Source organism: Corynebacterium sp. MSK019 (assembly GCF_030232425.1).
Taxonomy (GTDB): Bacteria; Actinomycetota; Actinomycetes; order Mycobacteriales; family Mycobacteriaceae; genus Corynebacterium; species Corynebacterium jeikeium_D.
Genome location: NZ_JASPJT010000005.1, coordinates 138,831 through 156,968, shown reverse-complemented (window position 1 = coordinate 156,968; position 18,138 = coordinate 138,831). Strand labels below are relative to the sequence as shown.

Sequence of the window (18,138 nt, the reverse complement as noted above, 5' to 3'; positions counted from 1 at the left end):
ACGGGCAAGCCCGGTATAAGAGCCTGCCCGTGTCTTGGAATCTCGCCCTACTTGTTTTTCTTAGAGAAAGGCCCGGAGACGACTTCAGTGACCTTGTGGAAGGCCTTGGTCATCGTTCCCTCTTCCTGCTTGGTCGGACCAGCATCGGGGGAAACCTTACCGGCGGTGCGAGCATCTGCCTTCACAGCGCTCTCCGCGGAGCTGTCGGAGTCATCACTGCCCAGACGGAACGAAGCCAGTCGGTCGCGCATCGCACGGCCGGCAGCTTCAATCTGAATGCCGGAGATTGATCCGGCGTCCGTGGCGAACTCGATATCCTTTGCAGTCTTGTCGCCCGTACGCAAATCAGTGAGGTCGCCGAGGTAGCGGAACCAGACCGCGACGACTGCAGTGACCGGCACCGCCAGGAAGGCGCCGATGATGCCGAAGATACCGCCACCGAGTAGGACAACCAGCAGGACGATTGCGGCGTGCAGGTCCATAGCCTTGGACTGCAGAATCGGCGAGAGGATGTTGCCCTCAATCTGCTGGACGGCAATGATGATGAGCAAGACAAAGATTGCTGTGGTCAGGCCGTTGGCAACAAGTGCGACAACCACCGCAATGAAGCCGGCGGTGAACGCGCCGACAATAGGAATGAAGCCAGCGAAGAAAGTCACCACGGCCAGGACCATTGCCAGCGGCACATTCAAAATCGCAAGACCGGCACCGATGAAGACCGCGTCGATAAGCGAAACGATAGCCTGCGTGCGGATGTAGCCCGACAGCGTGTTCCAGGAGCGGGTGAGTACCTCCGTGAGATGCCAGCCGAGGCGACGTCCGGTCAGGCGGCGGAGCCATGGCAGGAAGTCCTGGCCGTCCTTGATGAAGAAGAACGTCAGCACCAGCATTGCCATCAAGGTTACGGCGACCGAAGAGACCACCGAGATGCCTTGGAAGACTGTGTTGGCGATATCGCCGGAGCGCTCCTGGAGCCATTGGGAACCCTGGTCCAGAGCGTCGAGGATTTGTTCATCCTTGACGTTAAATGGCGGTGCCTGAATGATGTTCTGGACTTCTTGAATGCCGTCGGTGAACTGGCGACGCAATTCTGGGAACTGCGACTGCACAGTCGGTGCGAGGAACGCGACGACGCCGCCAAGCAGCGCCAGCGCGCCTAGGATGACCGTCAGTGCGGAGAGTGCGCGGGGCCAGCGGTGTTTCATCAGGAACACGGCGGGCGGAGCCAGCACCGTGGAGACAATCAGAGCCAGCAGAATCGGCAGAACGCCAGCCCAAATCTTTCCCAGAATCATAGCGCTGACATACAGCGCCGCTGCGGTGATGAGGAAACGCAGGCACCAACCTGCGAACCATCGGGCGCCCTCGCCAATGACGTCGGCGCGGTCGATGGACTCGGAGTCATTTTCGCTCATAAGCTCATCGAGGTTTTCAGCATCTTCCGGCAGATCCGGTTGCGTTGCCGCTGACTTATGGGCGTCGGAGGGGATAGACAGAGACTGTTCTATACGCAGAGGCTCCGATCCCATTACGTGATCGATAGCGTCTTTTTCGGACTGCGCAGTCCACTCTTCGCCTTCATTGGGTTTATTGCTCACGTATTCATTATGGGGGTTCGGAGGGGATAGGGGGCAACTTCACGAAGTTAGGGCGAGTTCAAATCTTTCTCCCCGAGCCCGTAAGATGAGCAATGTGAGTCTTACACTTGGAATCGTCGGTCTGCCCAATGTCGGAAAGTCAACCCTGTTTAACGCCTTGACACGCAACGATGTGCTGGCTGCGAATTATCCGTTCGCCACCATCGAGCCGAACGTCGGCGTTGTGGAGCTTCCCGATCCCCGTTTGAATAAGCTCGCCGAAATTTACGGCTCCGAGCGTATTCTTCCGGCTACGGTGTCGTTTGTGGACATCGCCGGCATCGTCAAGGGTGCATCGGAGGGCGAAGGTCTTGGTAACAAGTTCCTCGCCAACATCCGCGAGGCTGACGCTATCTGTCAGGTCGTCCGTGTCTTCAATGATGATGACGTTGTGCATGTCGACGGCAAGGTTGACCCGGCCTCTGACATCGGTGTGATTGAAACCGAGCTTATCCTGGCTGATATCCAGACTATTGAGAAGGCGCTGCCGCGTCTGGAAAAGGAAGCCAAGAAGGATAAGGAAAAGGTCGGCGAGGTTGAAGCCGTCAAGCAGGCTCTGGCCGTGCTGGAAGAGGGGCGCACTCTCTTCGCTGCTTCCGATGATGTGAAGCTCTCCGCTCTGCGCGAGCTGCACTTGCTCACCGCAAAGCCGTTCCTCTACGTCTTCAATGCTGACGAGGAAGTGCTTGCCGACGAGGACCGCCGCGCGGATCTAGCCGCTGCTGTGGAACCGGCAGACTGTGTGTTCCTCGACGCCAAGGCTGAGTCGGACCTTCTGGAGCTGGATGAGGAATCCCGCAATGAGCTCCTGGCTGAAATTGGCCAGACCGAGCCGGGTCTGCATTCGCTTGCTCGCGCTGGTTTCCGCACTCTGGGGCTGCAGACTTACCTGACCGCTGGCCCGAAGGAGTCTCGCGCCTGGACCATTCCGAAGGGTGCTACGGCCCCGCAGGCTGCCGGCGTGATTCACACTGACTTTGAGCGTGGCTTCATTAAGGCTGAAATTGTGTCCTTCAGTGATCTGGTCGAGGCCGGTTCGATTGCCGAGGCAAAGGCTAAGGGGAAGGTCCGCCAGGAGGGCAAGGACTACATCATGCACGACGGCGACGTGGTTGAATTTAAGTTCAATGTGTAGCTAGGCCTTATTAATAGCGTTTGACAACACGCGCTCCTATTTACCTTCGTATCTCGCGAGACGCTGACGTGGATGGCCGCACCATCGACCGGCAGCGTCAGGACTGTGAAGCCATTGCAAAGCAGCGTGGCTTGGACGTTGGACATAGGACATAACGACGTCGATCAGTCCATTTCCGCGTCAAAGAAGAATGTGGCTCGCCCCGACTACGACGCCATGGTGGCATCCTTTGAACGCGGCGAAATCGACGCGATCATCTGCTGGGACCTCGAACTACCCGCCCCACGTCGGTGGGTAGTCCGATCAGTCGGACAAAACTACTCCCGCACCACAGCGTAATAAGGGGTGCACCTTAAAAACATCCGGAGGTGGGGGTAACTCCCCCTCGTTGCCCAGAGACAAAATACGCCAGTGGCGTCTGTACGACGAGCCGAAGGTAGGACAAATTCCAATCCAGAGAGGTCTTGCACTGTTGCGGTGCGGTTGTCTTCTTTCTCACCGTATTGGACCCTGCGAAATTAATTGGATACGATAGGCCCATGTTGATTTCAGGTTCCGTTTTCATGCGGCCGCTCACCAGCCGCTAAGGCGGTTTTCTCCCTCCCGCAGGTTAGAAACCGCTCCGGTCCTTTAGCCGGGCGGCCATTTGCCATGCCCGGCTCCGTTTCAACTCCACGGAGCACACCTGATGTCTACATACGGATACGGCCGTCACGAACATGGCCAAAATTTTCTCACAGACCACAAGATCATCAACTCCATCGTCGATCTTGTAAAACAAACCTCCGGCCCCATCATCGAGATCGGGCCAGGAAGCGGTGCCCTCACCCACCCGATATCCCACTTGGGGAGGGCAATAACGGCAGTTGAGGTAGACGCAAAACTAGCTGCCAAACTCACAAAAAAGACCGCCTCGGCGTCGGTCGAAGTGGTCCATGATGATTTCCTCAACTTCCCGTTACCCGCCACTCCCTGCGTCATTGTGGGAAACATTCCCTTTCACCTCACCACTGCCATTCTTCGAAAGTTGTTGCATGCGCCGGCATGGACTGACGCTGTACTCCTCATGCAGTGGGAAGTCGCTCGCCGCCGGGCCGGGGTAGGCGCAAGCACGATGATGACGGCTCAGTGGTCCCCATGGTTCACGTTTCACCTTGGTTCCCGAGTACCAAGGTCTGCTTTCCGTCCACAGCCTAACGTTGACGGGGGGATCTTAGTGATCCGCCGGGTGGGTGACCCGAAGATCCCGATAGAGCAACGCAAAGCCTTTCAGGCTATGGTGCACACCGTTTTCACCGCCCGGGGACGCGGGATAGGGGAAATTCTCCGAAGGGCAGGGTTGTTTTCATCACGTTCAGATACACAATCATGGTTGCGCTCGCGAGGAATCGACCCCGCAACCCTACCCCCCAGATTGCGCACCAGCGACTGGATCGATCTCTTTCAGGTGACTGGTTCCTCTCCATCGCACCATCGGCCAATTTCACAATCGGGAAGTAGTCAACGCCCTCCTCAACGCAAAAAACGAGGCCGGCGGCGTTAATCTCCCCGCCACCCAAACCGAAATCCACCAGTAGTAGTGGACGACCAGTGCTGGTCTACCGTGAGCCGGGTTATGACAGTGACGTGTTCTCGTCGGGCACAGTCATAGTTCCCGGCGTTGCCGGCGACAGGGTTCTATACCCAGCAGCGGGGCCGATCAAAATTACCCGCACGGGGAACGACCCTGCTGGTGGTTTCGATTTTGATGGAAGCGAGGAGATTAGCCCCTCGACAACTCCCCGTAGCTGGCGAACAGTAGCTCCTGGCGCTGGCGCTCGTTGGTGAGTTTGCGTGCCACACCGAAAGCTTTATTTACTTCTCGGTCCATTTCGTCGTGAGCCTTGAGCAGAGTTTGGTCCATCGCTAACGGGTTGTAGTGCTCCGCGAGTGACCCCTCGGGGTGCCGCTCGCGGGCCCGCAGTACCAACTGTCCAGCGTCGATGATTCGCTGCTGCGCTTTCTCATCTAGTTCACACGGAGCTGGTCCGAAGGAGTAGCTCCCGGTGTACTCCGAAGAACGGAAAAATGAATAGTGGGGATACATCGACTTCCATTTTCCATTCTCCCGGCTCAGAGTATTGAGGGGGCTGGGACCGGGTCCGTAAACCCTTTATGTTTTCCACGCACAGCGGTTTATAGCGACGATCCCTATAGGTTTTCCGCAGAACCTATATGTATTTCTGTGCACCCCCATGTTGTCCGTTTTAGCGGTATTTCGTTGCTACTTCCGCACTTGCGAATAAAATGGTTATTTATCGCCGACACTCCGTGGAGTTCAAATTTAACGTGTAGCGTTATTGACGCTTCGCGTTATGGGGGATAGGGTGAAGCATGATCCAGTCGTTCGCTGACAAGGACACTGAGCGTTTGTGGAATCGAGAGCGAGTTCGCTCGATCGATTCCCGCATTCACTCAGTAGCGCTGCGCAAGCTTCGCCAGCTTGGGTACACGCAGACTCTTGATGAGTTACGGATTCCCCCGGGAAACCGGCTCGAGGCGTTGAAAGGTGATCGGCGGGGTCAGTTCAGCATTCGAATCAACGACCAGTGGCGGATCTGTTTTCGTTGGTCCGCCGCGGGGCCAGAGGAGGTTGAGATCGTTGACTACCACTGACAAGCTCCCTCCGGTTCACCCCGGTGAGATCCTCATGGAGGACTTTCTCAAGGAAATGGGGATCACCCAGCACAAGCTCGCAGTCTCCATCGGCGTTCCGCCCCGCCGGATCAACGAAATTGTTCACGGTAAGCGGGCTGTAACCGCGGACACTGCTCTTCGCTTGGCTAAGTTCTTCGGAATGAGCCCCCAGTTCTGGCTCGGGTTACAGACTCAATATGACTTGGACGTTGCGGAAGACAAGATCCTCTCGGAAATCGAGCGGATTCAACCGGTCCAAGCTGTCTCAGCGTAGCGGTTACCCGAACCAGGTCCGTCAGCGTGAGGATATGCATGCGGATGGTTCGAACTAGGGAATTTGGGGCCGCCGTCGCGTGGACTTGAGTTCCGAGCGCCGCTTTTTCGCTTCGAGACGGCGTCGCACCGAGCTCCGCGTCGGCTTGGTCCTGCGCCGCGGGGGAGGAGGCGGAGCGAGCGCCTCGCGCAAGAGGGCGGCCATGCGTTCGCGTGCCTCGGCGCGGTTGCGTACCTGCAATCGCTGGGTCGATGCGGTAACGGTAAGGACGGTGCCGTCTAGGCGGTGCTCGTGGTTGTGGAGGACGCGGCGACGCTGGGCGTCGGAAAGCGATGAGCACGTAGCGATATCGACGGAAAGCTGCACTTTGCTGTCCGTAGTATTGACGCCTTGGCCGCCTGGTCCCGACGACTTCGCGAACCGCTCCGTCAGGTCGGCGGCGACGATGACCAGACCCCCGGGGATCCCTGGGCCAGGCGCGATGGTCAGGTCGTTCATACCGCCCAGCTTAGTTAGAGTTGTTTCCGGATCAGACCCGCCGTGCGAGATCAGGGTAGTGTACGACCACGCCGTCACCGTCGACCTCCAACTCGACGTCGACTCCCCGTGTTCCGCTTTTGTATCGGACAGTTTCAGCATCGACGGAGCTGTAGTACTGGTCTGATGCGATCACCTGGAGGGACGGTATATCAATCCAAGCCATGATCAGCTGCGTTTTCGGGACCTGAGTCTCAAGCAGCGTCAAGCGACGAATAGGCATTGTGTTGGTGAGAGGGCACAGACCGAGATCGCAATCGAGTGCGGCTTTCAGGTCGGCTGACTGGACGATACCGGGGGAGGGCAGATCTTCAGGCTGGGCGCCCTCTTCATTGGTTTCCGCCGACCACACGCCTTGCTCGGACCTAAACAGCTCGAGGCTTCGCCCCCATCCGTCGCCTTCAACGTTCACCGACACACGTTCGGTCACCCAGTTCTCCGCGGCGCGCAGCTCCCACGTGGCCTTGTATCCATCGCCGTATTGCACTCCGGAAGCGGTCAAACCGGCTCCTAAAAAATGAACTGCGGCCTCGTTCCGGATGAGGGGAGTCTTGACATGCTCCCACTTATACGTGCGCTCCATGGTGAGGATTTTACCACGCTTGATGGTGCGAAAAGGCAGGTAGCTTTCGACTGAAACTCGGTCGAGTTCAAATTCAACGTTTAACGCGGGCAGCCGCCGCCGGATTCTCGGTGGCGATTCCGGCCCGAACCTCGGGGACATTCTCGCGCTTCCTCATCTACGTGAGCTCCGCGATTCCGGCCAGCTCACCGCTGCCCCCATCTTCGATAGTTTGAGCGAGCTCGACCACGACCATCTGATCTGGTGCACTGGTTTCCGTCCGGCCCTCGGCCCATTCCGCCACCTCATGCGCGACCGCGAAACCGCGGTGAAGAATCTCCATCTAGTTGGTTACGGCAACTGGACCGGCGACGGTTCGGCAACCCTGATAGGTGTCGGGTCCTTTTGCTAAATACGCTGCCTAGGTAGTCGCGGGTCGTGTCGATGAAGCGCGGCATCAAAAGTTTTGAGACGACGCTTGGTCCCTGAGCAGCTCGATCCTTCAAAGATCCGCGCTGGAGAGCCAGCGCGCTGGGCGAAGGTGCGCCTCAGCGCTTCGCTCGCGCAGCCCGCAGGCCGTTCAAGATCACGATAACTTCAGCGACCTCGTGAACCAATACGACGGCGGCCAGACCCAGCACGCCGCTGATCGCCAGCGGCATCAACACGATGATGATGGCCAGAGACAGCACGATGTTCTGGTTAATAATCCTGCTGCCTCGACGGGCGTGCTGCAGCGCCTGCGGGATCAACCGGAGGTCGTGGCCGGTGAAGGCGACGTCAGCGGACTCGATTGCGGCATCAGAGCCGGTCGCTCCCATTGCTATGCCCACCGTCGCGCCCGCCAGCGCAGGAGCGTCGTTGATGCCGTCGCCAATCATCGCCGTCGGCGTCTTGGAGGAGAGCTCGGCGACGATGCTTGCCTTGTCCTCCGGGCGCAGCTCAGCGCGCACATCGTCGATTCGGGCGATTTCAGCCAGAGCCCGGGCGGTGCGAGCGTTATCGCCGGTGAGCATGCTCACTTCCACGCCGTTGGCGTGCAGGGTCTGCACAGCTTCGGGTACCTCGGGCCGCAGCTCGTCGCGGACCCCGATCGCCCCGGCGAGAGCGTCATCGACGGTGACAAGGACGCAGGTCTGGCCCTCGGACTCCATGCGCTCAACGTCTGCCTTCAGTGGCCCGGCGTCGATCCACCGGGGACTGCCCACAAGTACCCGTCGACCTTCGACGGTGCCGCCGATGCCATGCCCGGCTTCCTCGCTGATGTCCAAGGCAGCGGGCGCTTCGGGCCCCGCTGCCGCGATCGCAGCGGCGAGGGGGTGCGTCGATTGCTGCTCAACTGCCGCCGCGAAAGCAAGCACCTGAGCCCGATCGAATCCGTCTGCCGGGACCACGTCGGTAACCTCGGGCTGGTTGCGGGTAAGGGTTCCGGTCTTGTCCACCGCCAGGTGGCGGATGCCGCCGAGTCGCTCGAACGCCGCGCCGGATTTGATGACCACGCCGAACTGGCTGGCCGCGCCGATCGCGGCCACGACCGTCAGCGGCACCGAGATTGCCAGCGCACACGGCGATGCTGCGACCAGGACCACCAACGCGCGGGTGATCCACGTCTCGGGGTCGCCCAGCAGCGAGCCAATCACGCCGACCAGCACCGCCAGGATCATCACCCCGGGCACTAGGGGTTGGGCAATCCGGTCGGCGATCCGGGCGCGGTCGCCCTTTTCCGCCTGCGCCTGCTCGACCAGGTCCACGAGTGTGGTCAGCGAGTTGTCCGTTCCAGCTGCGGTCGTCTCGACCTCCAGCACGCCGGCGGAGTTGATTGCTCCCGCGGGCACCTCGTCGCCGGGCGCAACCTCCTCCGGAATGGATTCTCCGGTGATCGCTGAGGTGTCAAGGCTGGAGCGCCCAGACCGAATGATGCCGTCCGTGGCGATCCGCTCTCCGGGGCGCACGAGCATCAGCTCGCCAGCCACGAGATCCTTCGCTGCGACCTCGACCGTCGTACCGTCGCGCAGCACCGTCGCGGTCTGCGGTACCAATTTCAACAGTGCCCGCAGTCCGCCCTGGGCCCGGTCCATCGCCTTGTCTTCCAGTGCCTCGGCGATCGAGTACAGGAACGCTAGCGCCGCCGCCTCTCCGACGTAACCGAGGATTACCGCGCCGACCGCGCTGATCGTCATCAGCAAACCAATGCCGAGCTTGCGCTTCGTGGCAAGGTTCCGGATAGCGCCGGGCGTGAACGTATACGCCCCTAGCAGCAGGCCGATCCAGAACAGAACTGTCGCGGGTGTCTCTAGTCCGGACCAGTCCAGCGCCAGACCTATGCAGAGGGCTACGCCGGAGAAGATCGGCAGTAGCAACTCGGGGTCCTTCCACCATGGCCGATCGAGATCTTCGATCTCCGTGGCTGGTTCGTGTTCGCATCCACATGCTGAACTCATGCGTCCGCTCCTTTTCCGTCGCAGCCGGGCACCGAGCACTCAGGGTCGATGCACGGGGCGTTTTCGTCGACAGCCAACGTCGCGTTCACTAGTGCGTTGAGCGCTGTCGCGAGGTGCGGATCGGCGATTTCGTAGCGTGTCTTGCGGCCCTCCGGCTCGGCGACGACGATGCCGCAGTCACGCAAGCAGGTCAGGTGGTTCGAGACGTTCGAGCGGGTCAGGTCCAGGTCGCGCGAAAGCACGGCCGGGTAGCTCGGGCCGTCGAGTAGGGTGATCAGGATTCTGGAGCGCGTCGGATCCGCCATGGCCCGGCCGAGCCGGTTCATGACGTCGAGGCGTGAAGCAATAGTCAGCATATACTGAACTATACAGCAATTACTGAACTATTCAACACGCACTGAACTGACATTGAAGCGAAGAGCTTGCGAACTGCAGGAATTAGTCGATGAGATAGCCGGTAACTGGGCCTTCGTGATTCGGCTGCCAACCCAACGCGGGGGCGACATGCGTGGCGAAGTTGTCCAAGATCTTCACGTTGACGTCGACGCCATCCCGGTGAGGCCCTCGCTTCTGCTGTAAGTGATGCCACATGTAGGAAGGTGTTCGGCAAGGTAGTCGCCGTTGAACCACGGGTACTTCCTGGATCCGGGCAGCTTGCGCACATCCACGATGGATGCCACACCGGCAGCTTTGATCATTTCAGCGAAGTCCTCGAACTCGAGGTTGGAGTGGCCCACGGTGAAAATGCGCATGTCGCCAATGCTACGCGCCAAGCGGTTACACCCACATCGGCTTCACGAATGAGAAGGTGACTTTGCAACGACACGTCGTGGAGTTTAAGTGCAACGTGTAAAGGTTTTTCAAGCATCGCGCGATGGGGACGTGGACCCACGATTGCAGGGTCGACTGCGACGGAGTGACCATTGTCTGGCTCAGCCAAGCTATTGACTCTGCGATGCTGCGGATGTGCCATCAGACTCTTCGTGCTGAATGCGTGAGGCATGCAGTCGGGCGTGGGCGATGGCGTCAGGGGTGTTGTCGAAGACGTGATTCTCGTGTGCAAGCTGGTCGAATACGCCGAGTTCGCGCAACACCGGAAAATGTTCGGGCTTCGTGGCTGCGAGCAGGACTCTGGTACCGCGGCGTTCGAGGCGCCCGATTGTGTCGGCGAGCATCTGGGCGCCGGTGGCATCGATCGTCGTGACGTAGCGCATGCGGAGTACGACAACCTTGACCGACGAGGCATCAGCGAGCTCGAGGAGGAAATCGTGCGCTGCGCCAAAGAAGAGAGGGCCTTCCATACGGAAGGCGGCGATGTGCTCGTCGAGGAGCTCGCGTTCCTTGTCGCGGTGGTCTCCCTCGTCTAGTGGGGCGGCTTCCAACACCGCAGTGCGGGCGGTCTCGCGCAGTGCGAAGAAGCCCGCCATTACAAGGCCGATGAGTACGGCGACGACAAGGTCGAACACGACGGTGGCGGCAGCTGTGATGAGCAGGGTCGCCCCGTCGCCCTTGGTGGCGCGTATCACCGAGCGGAGGTTCCGCGGGTGGATCATCTGAATCGCAGTGGCGATGAGCACGCCGGCGAGCGCGGCGAGAGGAATCTCGCCCACCCACCGGGCCGCGACGAGCACGGCCACGAGCAGGAGCAGCGAATGGAACACCGCTGCCAGGCGTGTGCCTGCGCCTGCACGCACGTTGACGGCAGTTCGGGCAATCGCGGCGGTTGCGGGAATCCCGCCGAACAGGGGCGCGACGACGTTGGCCACGCCCTGCCCGAAGAGTTCGCGGTCGGGATCGTGCCGGTCGCCGACAGTCATTGCGTCGGCAACCGTCGCAGACAGCAACGATTCCAGCGCACCGAGAGCTGCGACGGCGACCGCTGCAAACAGCAAGGAATCCAGGTGCTCCCACGGAATCTCTGGCCAGCGCGGAGCAGGCAATGTCGACGGGATGTAGCCGATTGTCTTCAGGCCGCTGTCTGCCAGCATGTTGATGGCCGTTGCTGCAGCTACCAACACTAGCGCCGCGGGGAAGCCACTACGGACGCGCGCAGCAAGCACGATTCCAGCCGCTACTGCAAGGGTCATCACGGGCGCCTGCCATGCCGGAGTATCTAACCAAGCATTGATTGAGCCCCACGCCAACCCGAGGACTTTCTCGCCCTCCACGTCAACACCAAGTGCTGCAGGCAGCTGTTGTAAGCCGATGATTAACGCAATACCGGCGGTGAAACCTTCGACGACAGGTAGTGGCATGTACTTCATCGCGCGGCCAGCGCCGGTGAACGCCAGTACGAGCAGCATGAGCCCTGCCAGCACGCCGACGACGAGAACCCCATCGGCACCATGGTTGGCCACGATGGGGATTAACACGACGGTCATTGCGCCGGTCGGGCCGCTTACTTGGACGTTACTACCGCCGAAGATCGCGGCCAGGATACCCGCAACGATGGCCGTCGTAATTCCGGCCGCCGCGCCGACACCGGACGCAACGCCGAAGCCGAGCGCGAGAGGGAGTGCGACGAGGGCCACCATGAGGCCTGCCGAGAGGTCGCGCCCAATCGTCGCGCGGGACCAGTCCGAGCGGCGCGGTGCGAAACGCAGGGCACGAGATTGGAAGCCCACCGTAGAGGCGGCGGAGGAGGGGCGGGTCATGCTACTTTCTTGCTCCTTCAGGGCTCAATGACACTCAAAGGATACACAAGGTATCATCCTCCGACGGCCGCATTCCCGGTTCTGGCCGAGGCCTCATGTCGACGGAATAAAACTTCCTGACCTGGCGGGAGTTCGCTGGAGCGTTGTCGCGGTGCTTGGAGTGACGCGTGTGAGCCGGTGTCCGAAGAGCAGACAGCCCGGGAGAATCGGTACCAGTGCCATACAGTGCGCGACACCACTGCTCATAGGACGGGCCCGACGGCGGGCTGGGGGGGGCGAGGACCGGCTACCGGATTCGGGCTTTCGCGGCGACGAGCAGCAGGGCGGCATGGTCGACTTCGCCGTTTTTGATCTCGCGATTGAGCTTGTGTAGCACCACGGGGCAGCGCAGGCAGCGGATGCCGGATTTGCAGCACTTCTTCTTCGGCGTCATCGCAGCCAGTTTAAAGGGGTCCTTGCCGGCGAGCTTTTTCGCGGCTTTGGCCTCGGCCTTCGAGTATTCGGGCAGGCGTAGCGAGGTCGTTGCCGCAGCCTTCTTCTTGGCTTTGGCGGCGTCCTTCTTCTTGCCCTTGTCGCCTTTCTTGCCCTTGGCCATGCGCGTTCCCTTCGTCGCGAATTTTCCTGAATTAGGTTAGCGTCACCTCATGCGATGTGGGGAGGCGTGGGTGCCTGACGGGTGTAATTGGGTGTTGCTTGACGACGGCTTGCTTGTCGGCCAGTGCCGCAGCGGTAAATGACGGCCAAAGGACGCAAAACCGACCAAAACGACTCAGGTCTGTTTACTGTGACCTGCGGAAATGGCGAGCGGTAGTGAGTTGTTTCGGCGACCAGTACAAACAGTGGAACGCCGCCTTCGATGCAGGTTACTGTGCTGCGCGGAACAAACCGGACAGCAACAAGCCCGCTAGGAGATTGCGAAGCCAGATGCTGGTCCAGGTTTTTCAACGGGCTCGCCAGCCTCGTCGACCATCCAGTCAATTTCCAGCTCCAGCTCGCGCTCGATGCCAGCACGCTTTCGAGAATCGACGACTTCCATCGTGGTATTAAACGATGTCGGCATGGTCATCGTCACCGCGGACTCGCCAGTGCCGAGAGTCATTTCCCCGGCGCGGATGCGAGCTGCCAGCGTCTCCAGTAGATCCGCGAGCTCATCGCGGTTGAAGCTTGCCTTGCTCTTCACCAGCTTTTGATTCTTCGGGGGCGTAATCTTTTTAGGTTTCGGTGCCATGTCTTTACTTACCTTTCCAGCCGTGTCGGTATTTGTGCAGTGCGGAGAATTGGCCGTCACTCCACACTGTCTTTGAAGATGGTCTAGAAAGCTTTCAGGAAGCTTATCCATCTCCATTATCCCAATAAAAGTAGTTATTACCAGGAGAAATAATAAGAGGCTAGAAATGTCTATAGGTAGGTTATAAATTGTGGAAAATCCCTACGCTATGCTCTGGGGTGCAAGGTCCTAAGTGCCTTAGGTGAGGAGCTTTAGTAACGGCGCCCTTGGAAAGTGCTTCAAACGTGTCGACCGACAGCAATAGGGGAGGAGTAAACGTCACATGGTGTCACCCGACAACATCCTGATGTACCTTCTGCCTGAGCAAGAGGCGCAGATTAAAGAGATCTTTGTGCAACTGGCAGAGCGTGGATTCCCGCAGCAGAATCAAAAGCCCCACATCACCGTTACTTTCGCACCGACCATGAGCCCGGAGGTAATCCAACGAGCAGCCGAAATTCTCCCACCGCTGATGCCTGCGGAATTTCGCAGGGTAGGAACGGTGGTGTTCGGGACAAAGAGTAAACAGACTGTCGCATGGTTATTAGAAACAAGCGATGAGCTGGAAGAAGCTGCTCGCGAGATCAGTCGTCTTAACCCTGAAGGTCGCGGCTCCCGCTGGATTCCGCACCTGACTATGGGGCTGCGAATCCCGCGGGATATGGTTCCCGGTTACGTCCGGGCTCTTGATGAACTAACAAGCCCGCACTTCAAAACTCTTAGTGCACCACGCGCTGCGTTCTGGAGTCCCAAAGTGCAGGAATTAACGGAGTTCTAGGGAGACTCCAGTACTTGTGTGCTGCTGTGCCTCAGCGATTACGTCCCCGCTACTTCACAAAAACTGTGGTTTCAGAAAACAGTAGCCTAAGAAGAAAAACTAAGCGGCATCCATAATCTTCTTTGCCTGGGCATCGAAGACCTCCAAGGCGCGCTTCTTTGCCGCTTCCTTGGACTCTGGGGTCGCCTCTGGAATCTGCATGGGATCCGTCGTGTTTTCCATGTTGCCAGCTGATGCATCCGGAGTCGGGGCGGCGGACACCATTACCATTACGCCGTTGACGATGCCGACAATGTCGTAGCTGGTGGCCGTAGTATCCGTGCCACCGGCGTTGATGTTCGCACTGGTCTCGTGTGCAGTGAATTCAGCTGGCTTGACGGAAAGATTTGGCTCCCACTTTTCTCGGTGCAGTTTCATTGTGGTCGTCATGTCCATGTCATTAAACATGTCCTGCATCTCAGGAGAAATCTCCTGACCTTCCATGGAGTCTTTCAGAATGTCGGAAGCATCCATCGTAGCTGTCACGTCGGAGCACTTTTCGAGGCTGTCTTCGTACTTCTGGTACGCATCAGTGTTCTTCAATACTGAGACGCTGACAGCGACGTTCTCTTCCTTAATGTCCGTGTAAGCACCGGCAGCATTCTCCAATTCCTCAGTTGAGTTGGTGAAAGTGGCACATTCGGCCGGCTCTATATCTAAAGAATCCTCCGAAAACATCTCCATTGCGTCCTTGTACCCATTAATCCTGTTGTTGGAGAAGTCCACACCTTGAACTTCATTAGTGAGCAGGAGCTGATCTTCGGCTGCAGCTGGAGCTGACCCATCTGCCTTCGTCATCTTGCTGGTCGACTCTTTGCCTGCCTCGCCACCGGCATTGCTGCTTTCTTCCCCCGAGCCGCATGCGGTGAGCAGGGCGGCGCTTGTACAACCTGCGACGACAGTTGTCGCAATTTTCTTCCACATTCCAGAGCTGCGCTGCTTCATGATTCCTCATTCCATCGAGCTGAATTTCAACAACCTATGCAACCTGCTCAGATGTCCTGAGCCGGAGCCAATATTTTGTGAAAGAAAGAATACAAGAGCTCGCCTCGGCACGCTTCCCAAAAACAAGAATTTCAGTCGCGTCTGCTTTACGACGCTCCGTCGGACCTCACCGCAGACTGTGCAACCTTTGCCACGGGATACGTGGATACCAACGCAACAATCGCACCGAAGATGAAAACGGGCACGAATCCGAATTTCGGTGCTGCGAAAGAAATAACAAAAGGGGCGAAGAAACCAACATAGGTCAGCGAATAGTAAATAGCGGTGGCAGCACCCAACTCGGCTGGCGGTGCGATAATTTGCACTTCGCGGAGGCCGGAGACCATCATCACGCCGTACGCGGCACCGAGAGCCAGGGCAGCGGGGAAAACGCTCCACACATTCTGGGTGAGTGCGACGATGAGGCTGAGCAGCATTCCGACCGTCGTTAAGCCAAGACCGAAAATAGCTGGCGGGATAAAGCTGCTGGAACTGATGCGAGTGACCAGTGGTTGCACCAGAACACCGGTGCCCATCGTAAGGCAGGCGATGAGTCCTGCGAAGGCGATGGGGTAGCGGGATTCGGCGATTGTTGGCAGGACGACGAAGGATGTGCACGCAGCGCCGAAGACCCACGGTGCCCAAGCGGCGACTGCCCACAGGAACCTCGGGCTAAGCGTGGCGGAGGAGAAGAACCGTTGCGGAGAGTCGCTGTGCGCTGCGTTTGGAAGTCCTCCGGAAGCGTTCCATGTTAGTGGTGCGATAAAAAGCAGCAGTGCGAGATGAACAAGATAGGGGATGACATCAGGGCGCGGGGTGAATTCTGCGACCAACCCGGAAGCCAGGGGGCCGAGGGAGAATCCGGCGGAGAGTGCAACGGTTGCGCGCCGGGCAGAAATTTGAGGTGCGACGGGCGCAATTTCTTTGATCCACGAGGCACCGGCGGCCATTACCATGCCCATCGAAATGCCGATGATAAGACGTCCTACCAGAAGTGATGGGAAGTGGAACCAGATGCCGGTGAGTAGGACGGCTGAGCCAACGGCAGAGGTTATGAGTGCAGGCCGGATGATGGCGCGACGGCCGAGCCGGTCGGAAAGTGGGCCGCAGATGAGTAGCGCGGGGATGAGTCCTGCGACGTAGATGGCGAAGAGAAAGGTGACCTGGGACTGGTTGAGAGCATCGGTTATTCGATACGCGGGCAGGAGTGGTGCGAAGAGGTTGGCTCCAAACGCAACCGCGAACATGCCCAGGGCTACCCGAATCCAGTCTCGTATCACGGTTGCCTCCTGAGGGCTCTCATCTGTGGGGATAGAACAGTGTGGTAACAACAATAGGCCAGCTAGCAAACGCTAGCTGGCCTATTGAGTTACTCGGGTCGTCTACCCAAGTTAGTCGCCCTAGTTATTGGCGGCGCCGAAAAACGCGGTAATCGGCGAGAAGAATCCCTTGGACTTCTTTGACTTCTTAGCTGCCTTTGTCCTGCCAAGAATGCGCTCAGAGATGCGGTCGGTGAGGACACCTACCAGCTTGCCGCTGCGGACGACGGGCAGCTCGCTGAGCGGCCCGTCAATAAGCTGGCGAGCCCTGATTGCAGCTGGATCCTCGGGCTTGACAAAGACCTTCACCGGGGCGCCGACGGTGTTCATGTAGGCATCGCGGTCGGCGTACTCACGGAGTTCCTTCAGCGTAATATCGCTGGTCAGGTAGCCTTCATCGTCGACGAGGAAGACACAGGTATCGTCATCGAGACCAGCAAATTCGGCTGCGTAGGTGCTCAGTGCCTCACCGACCGTGATGTCCTCCGGCAGCGCAATGTAAGAATCCGTCATGTGCATGCTTACGGTGTCAGGCAGGAGGCTGTACGGGCTGATTGAAGACTTCGGCTTGAAGAAGTTGGCGATGGTGTTCTGTGTCTGTGTCATTGTGGATCCTTTTCCAGGTATCCCAGCTCCTTTGCTAGGAGGGAATTTCTGTTGATTGAAAAATTATGGCTCCCCGCCTAAGAGTGTTGGCAATGTAATGCCGTAACTAAAGGTGGCCACTTGAGATGGACCCTTGCTTCGAGAGTCTTTCGAAACTCTCGATAAAGTGCAGGGCAGCGGCCTATGTGGATATAGGAGCCTTACCTAACGAGGTTGTTCGCTACGCAAAGGTTAACACAAGGTTACGTACACAGTAAAGAGGAATGAATGAAAAGCTTCCTAGAGGTGGCGGAAGTTATAAGCCCATGAACTCTCGAATTGCTGGCCATTCGGCATCGGCTTGCGCCCGGCCGAGCTCGTAGTTGTGCAGCAGCTTCGACCGTCTCCGCTCCGCCTTTGTGATACTCATGTTATTGGCGTAGAAAACATATGCTTGGCCTTTTCGTTCAAGCTCAGCAGCCCAATCGAGAGAGGCGTTGTAGCGCTCGTGTCTAGTGATAAGCAGCTCAGCCACCACCGGGTTACTGCGGAAAATCTGGCGCAGTAGCTGTGGGCGCTTAGGGGCGGTGCGGCGGAATCCCTTCGGGCGAGTCAGGACGATGAGGAACTTCTTGAAACCATCTGCTTCGGCGGCATTAATGGGAATGCCACCTGATGATCCCAGTGCACCGTCGACGAACGGAACGCCATCAATATAGGGCATACGCATGACACCCGGAATCGTCGAACTCGCGCGAGTGTACTTCATCAGCGTAGGTAGATCTGGGATATCGTCCGGCCCCCAGTTGATGGTCTCGCCCGTATCCGCTCGGACAGCAGAAATCCGGTAGGGAGTTGGATTGTTCTTAAAAGTCTCGTAATCCAGGGGCATGGCGCCGTCGGGAAGTCCCGCGTCTTCATAGATGTACTCGGCATCGAAATAGCCGCGTCCGCGCAACATTGGGCGCCAGCCACTGCTGTTCGGCTGTGCGATGAAGTCAGTGAAGCTTTTTATAGAGCGCTGGATATCCTGGGAAAGGTAATTGACGACGTGAGAGGCGCCGGCGCTTACGCCACCGACCCAGCCGACATCGATGCCCTCGCGAAGTAACCGTTCGACGAAAGGTGCCGTGTAACTATTGCGAGTCCCTCCACCCTCGAAGACTAATGCTACATCGCTGACCTGCATTTACATCCCTCCGGTTGTTCTCGCGCTGCTGCTTTTCGGGCGTTACGATCGTTCAAGACTA

The 18,138-nt window shown here is 58.5% G+C and carries 21 protein-coding genes and 1 pseudogene; 7 read left to right on the top strand and 15 right to left on the bottom strand.

What is annotated here, in order from left to right:
• Positions 1-47: 47 nt before the first annotated feature.
• Positions 48-1,598: an AI-2E family transporter gene (locus tag QP982_RS05300; protein WP_069359260.1), complete on the bottom strand. Its 1,551-nt coding sequence runs from the start codon at positions 1,596-1,598 to the stop codon at positions 48-50.
• A 94-nt stretch (positions 1,599-1,692) separates the two neighbouring features.
• On the opposite strand from QP982_RS05300, the gene ychF reads away from it, so the two are divergent.
• The 3 genes from ychF to erm all read left to right on the top strand — a co-directional run bounded on the left by ychF (position 1,693) and on the right by erm (position 4,315).
• On the top strand, positions 1,693-2,772 hold the full coding sequence (ychF, locus tag QP982_RS05295) for a redox-regulated ATPase YchF (protein ID WP_049189393.1): 1,080 nt from the start codon (positions 1,693-1,695) through the stop codon (positions 2,770-2,772).
• A gap of 105 nt (positions 2,773-2,877) precedes the next feature.
• A complete protein-coding gene (locus tag QP982_RS05290) occupies positions 2,878-3,111 on the top strand; it encodes a recombinase family protein (protein WP_284870280.1) in 234 nt (77 codons plus the stop codon).
• 349 nt (positions 3,112-3,460) lie between these two features.
• Positions 3,461-4,315: a 23S ribosomal RNA methyltransferase Erm gene (gene erm / locus QP982_RS05285; RefSeq protein WP_251769470.1), complete on the top strand. Its 855-nt coding sequence runs from the start codon at positions 3,461-3,463 to the stop codon at positions 4,313-4,315.
• A gap of 219 nt (positions 4,316-4,534) precedes the next feature.
• On the opposite strand, the gene QP982_RS05280 is transcribed toward erm, so the two are convergent.
• Positions 4,535-4,858 carry a type IIL restriction-modification enzyme MmeI gene (locus tag QP982_RS05280; protein WP_049189366.1) on the bottom strand — a complete coding sequence of 108 codons (324 nt, stop codon included), beginning with the start codon at positions 4,856-4,858 and terminating at the stop codon, positions 4,535-4,537.
• Between the two features lie 287 nt (positions 4,859-5,145).
• Here QP982_RS05280 and QP982_RS05275 point away from each other — a divergent pair, with 287 nt between their 5' ends.
• Positions 5,146-5,427, top strand: a complete 282-nt coding sequence (locus QP982_RS05275) for a type II toxin-antitoxin system RelE/ParE family toxin (protein ID WP_049189367.1) — start codon at positions 5,146-5,148, stop codon at positions 5,425-5,427.
• Positions 5,428-5,461: 34 nt separating this feature from the next.
• On the top strand, positions 5,462-5,722 hold the full coding sequence (locus QP982_RS05270) for a HigA family addiction module antitoxin (RefSeq protein WP_049189394.1): 261 nt from the start codon (positions 5,462-5,464) through the stop codon (positions 5,720-5,722).
• A 54-nt stretch (positions 5,723-5,776) separates the two neighbouring features.
• On the opposite strand, the gene arfB is transcribed toward QP982_RS05270, so the two are convergent.
• From arfB to QP982_RS05225, 8 genes are all read right to left on the bottom strand, one after another.
• On the bottom strand, positions 5,777-6,220 hold the full coding sequence (arfB, locus tag QP982_RS05265; protein ID WP_010187974.1) for an alternative ribosome rescue aminoacyl-tRNA hydrolase ArfB: 444 nt from the start codon (positions 6,218-6,220) through the stop codon (positions 5,777-5,779).
• Between the two features lie 31 nt (positions 6,221-6,251).
• On the bottom strand, positions 6,252-6,842 hold the full coding sequence (locus QP982_RS05260; protein ID WP_180950653.1) for a putative glycolipid-binding domain-containing protein: 591 nt from the start codon (positions 6,840-6,842) through the stop codon (positions 6,252-6,254).
• A 157-nt stretch (positions 6,843-6,999) separates the two neighbouring features.
• Positions 7,000-7,164 carry a hypothetical protein gene (locus QP982_RS05255; RefSeq protein ID WP_160310014.1) on the bottom strand — a complete coding sequence of 55 codons (165 nt, stop codon included), beginning with the start codon at positions 7,162-7,164 and terminating at the stop codon, positions 7,000-7,002.
• Positions 7,165-7,369: 205 nt separating this feature from the next.
• Positions 7,370-9,262 carry a heavy metal translocating P-type ATPase gene (locus QP982_RS05250; RefSeq protein WP_049189368.1) on the bottom strand — a complete coding sequence of 631 codons (1,893 nt, stop codon included), beginning with the start codon at positions 9,260-9,262 and terminating at the stop codon, positions 7,370-7,372.
• On the bottom strand, positions 9,259-9,618 hold the full coding sequence (cmtR, locus tag QP982_RS05245) for a Cd(II)/Pb(II)-sensing metalloregulatory transcriptional regulator CmtR (protein WP_012359887.1): 360 nt from the start codon (positions 9,616-9,618) through the stop codon (positions 9,259-9,261). The genes QP982_RS05250 and cmtR overlap by 4 nt, the downstream gene beginning before the upstream one ends.
• A gap of 174 nt (positions 9,619-9,792) precedes the next feature.
• Entirely contained in the window at positions 9,793-10,014 is a 222-nt protein-coding gene (locus QP982_RS05235; RefSeq protein ID WP_224783734.1) for a DUF488 family protein, read from the bottom strand.
• Between the two features lie 189 nt (positions 10,015-10,203).
• Positions 10,204-11,916, bottom strand: coding sequence for a SulP family inorganic anion transporter (locus QP982_RS05230; RefSeq protein ID WP_049189369.1), 1,713 nt, complete (start codon positions 11,914-11,916; stop codon positions 10,204-10,206).
• A gap of 286 nt (positions 11,917-12,202) precedes the next feature.
• The gene (locus QP982_RS05225; RefSeq protein ID WP_005510705.1) at positions 12,203-12,511 is read right to left on the bottom strand and encodes a hypothetical protein; all 309 of its coding nucleotides are present in this window, start codon (positions 12,509-12,511) and stop codon (positions 12,203-12,205) included.
• Between the two features lie 194 nt (positions 12,512-12,705).
• Here QP982_RS05225 and QP982_RS05220 point away from each other — a divergent pair.
• Positions 12,706-12,804: pseudogene (locus QP982_RS05220) on the top strand (YtoQ family protein); the annotation flags it as partial.
• Positions 12,805-12,820: 16 nt separating this feature from the next.
• Here QP982_RS05220 and QP982_RS05215 read toward each other — a convergent pair.
• The gene (locus QP982_RS05215) at positions 12,821-13,144 is read right to left on the bottom strand and encodes an amphi-Trp domain-containing protein (protein ID WP_049189370.1); all 324 of its coding nucleotides are present in this window, start codon (positions 13,142-13,144) and stop codon (positions 12,821-12,823) included.
• A 322-nt stretch (positions 13,145-13,466) separates the two neighbouring features.
• Here QP982_RS05215 and QP982_RS05210 point away from each other — a divergent pair, with 322 nt between their 5' ends.
• Positions 13,467-13,961: a 2'-5' RNA ligase family protein gene (locus QP982_RS05210; RefSeq protein ID WP_049189371.1), complete on the top strand. Its 495-nt coding sequence runs from the start codon at positions 13,467-13,469 to the stop codon at positions 13,959-13,961.
• A gap of 99 nt (positions 13,962-14,060) precedes the next feature.
• On the opposite strand, the gene QP982_RS05205 is transcribed toward QP982_RS05210, so the two are convergent.
• The 4 genes from QP982_RS05205 to QP982_RS05190 all read right to left on the bottom strand — a co-directional run bounded on the left by QP982_RS05205 (position 14,061) and on the right by QP982_RS05190 (position 18,077).
• Entirely contained in the window at positions 14,061-14,945 is an 885-nt protein-coding gene (locus QP982_RS05205; RefSeq protein WP_284870279.1) for a hypothetical protein, read from the bottom strand.
• A 146-nt stretch (positions 14,946-15,091) separates the two neighbouring features.
• Positions 15,092-16,315: an MFS transporter gene (locus tag QP982_RS05200; RefSeq protein ID WP_502870632.1), complete on the bottom strand. Its 1,224-nt coding sequence runs from the start codon at positions 16,313-16,315 to the stop codon at positions 15,092-15,094.
• Between the two features lie 69 nt (positions 16,316-16,384).
• Positions 16,385-16,909, bottom strand: a complete 525-nt coding sequence (locus tag QP982_RS05195) for a CBS domain-containing protein (RefSeq protein WP_049189374.1) — start codon at positions 16,907-16,909, stop codon at positions 16,385-16,387.
• Between the two features lie 295 nt (positions 16,910-17,204).
• Positions 17,205-18,077: a patatin-like phospholipase family protein gene (locus QP982_RS05190; RefSeq protein ID WP_284870278.1), complete on the bottom strand. Its 873-nt coding sequence runs from the start codon at positions 18,075-18,077 to the stop codon at positions 17,205-17,207.
• Positions 18,078-18,138 lie beyond the last annotated feature (61 nt).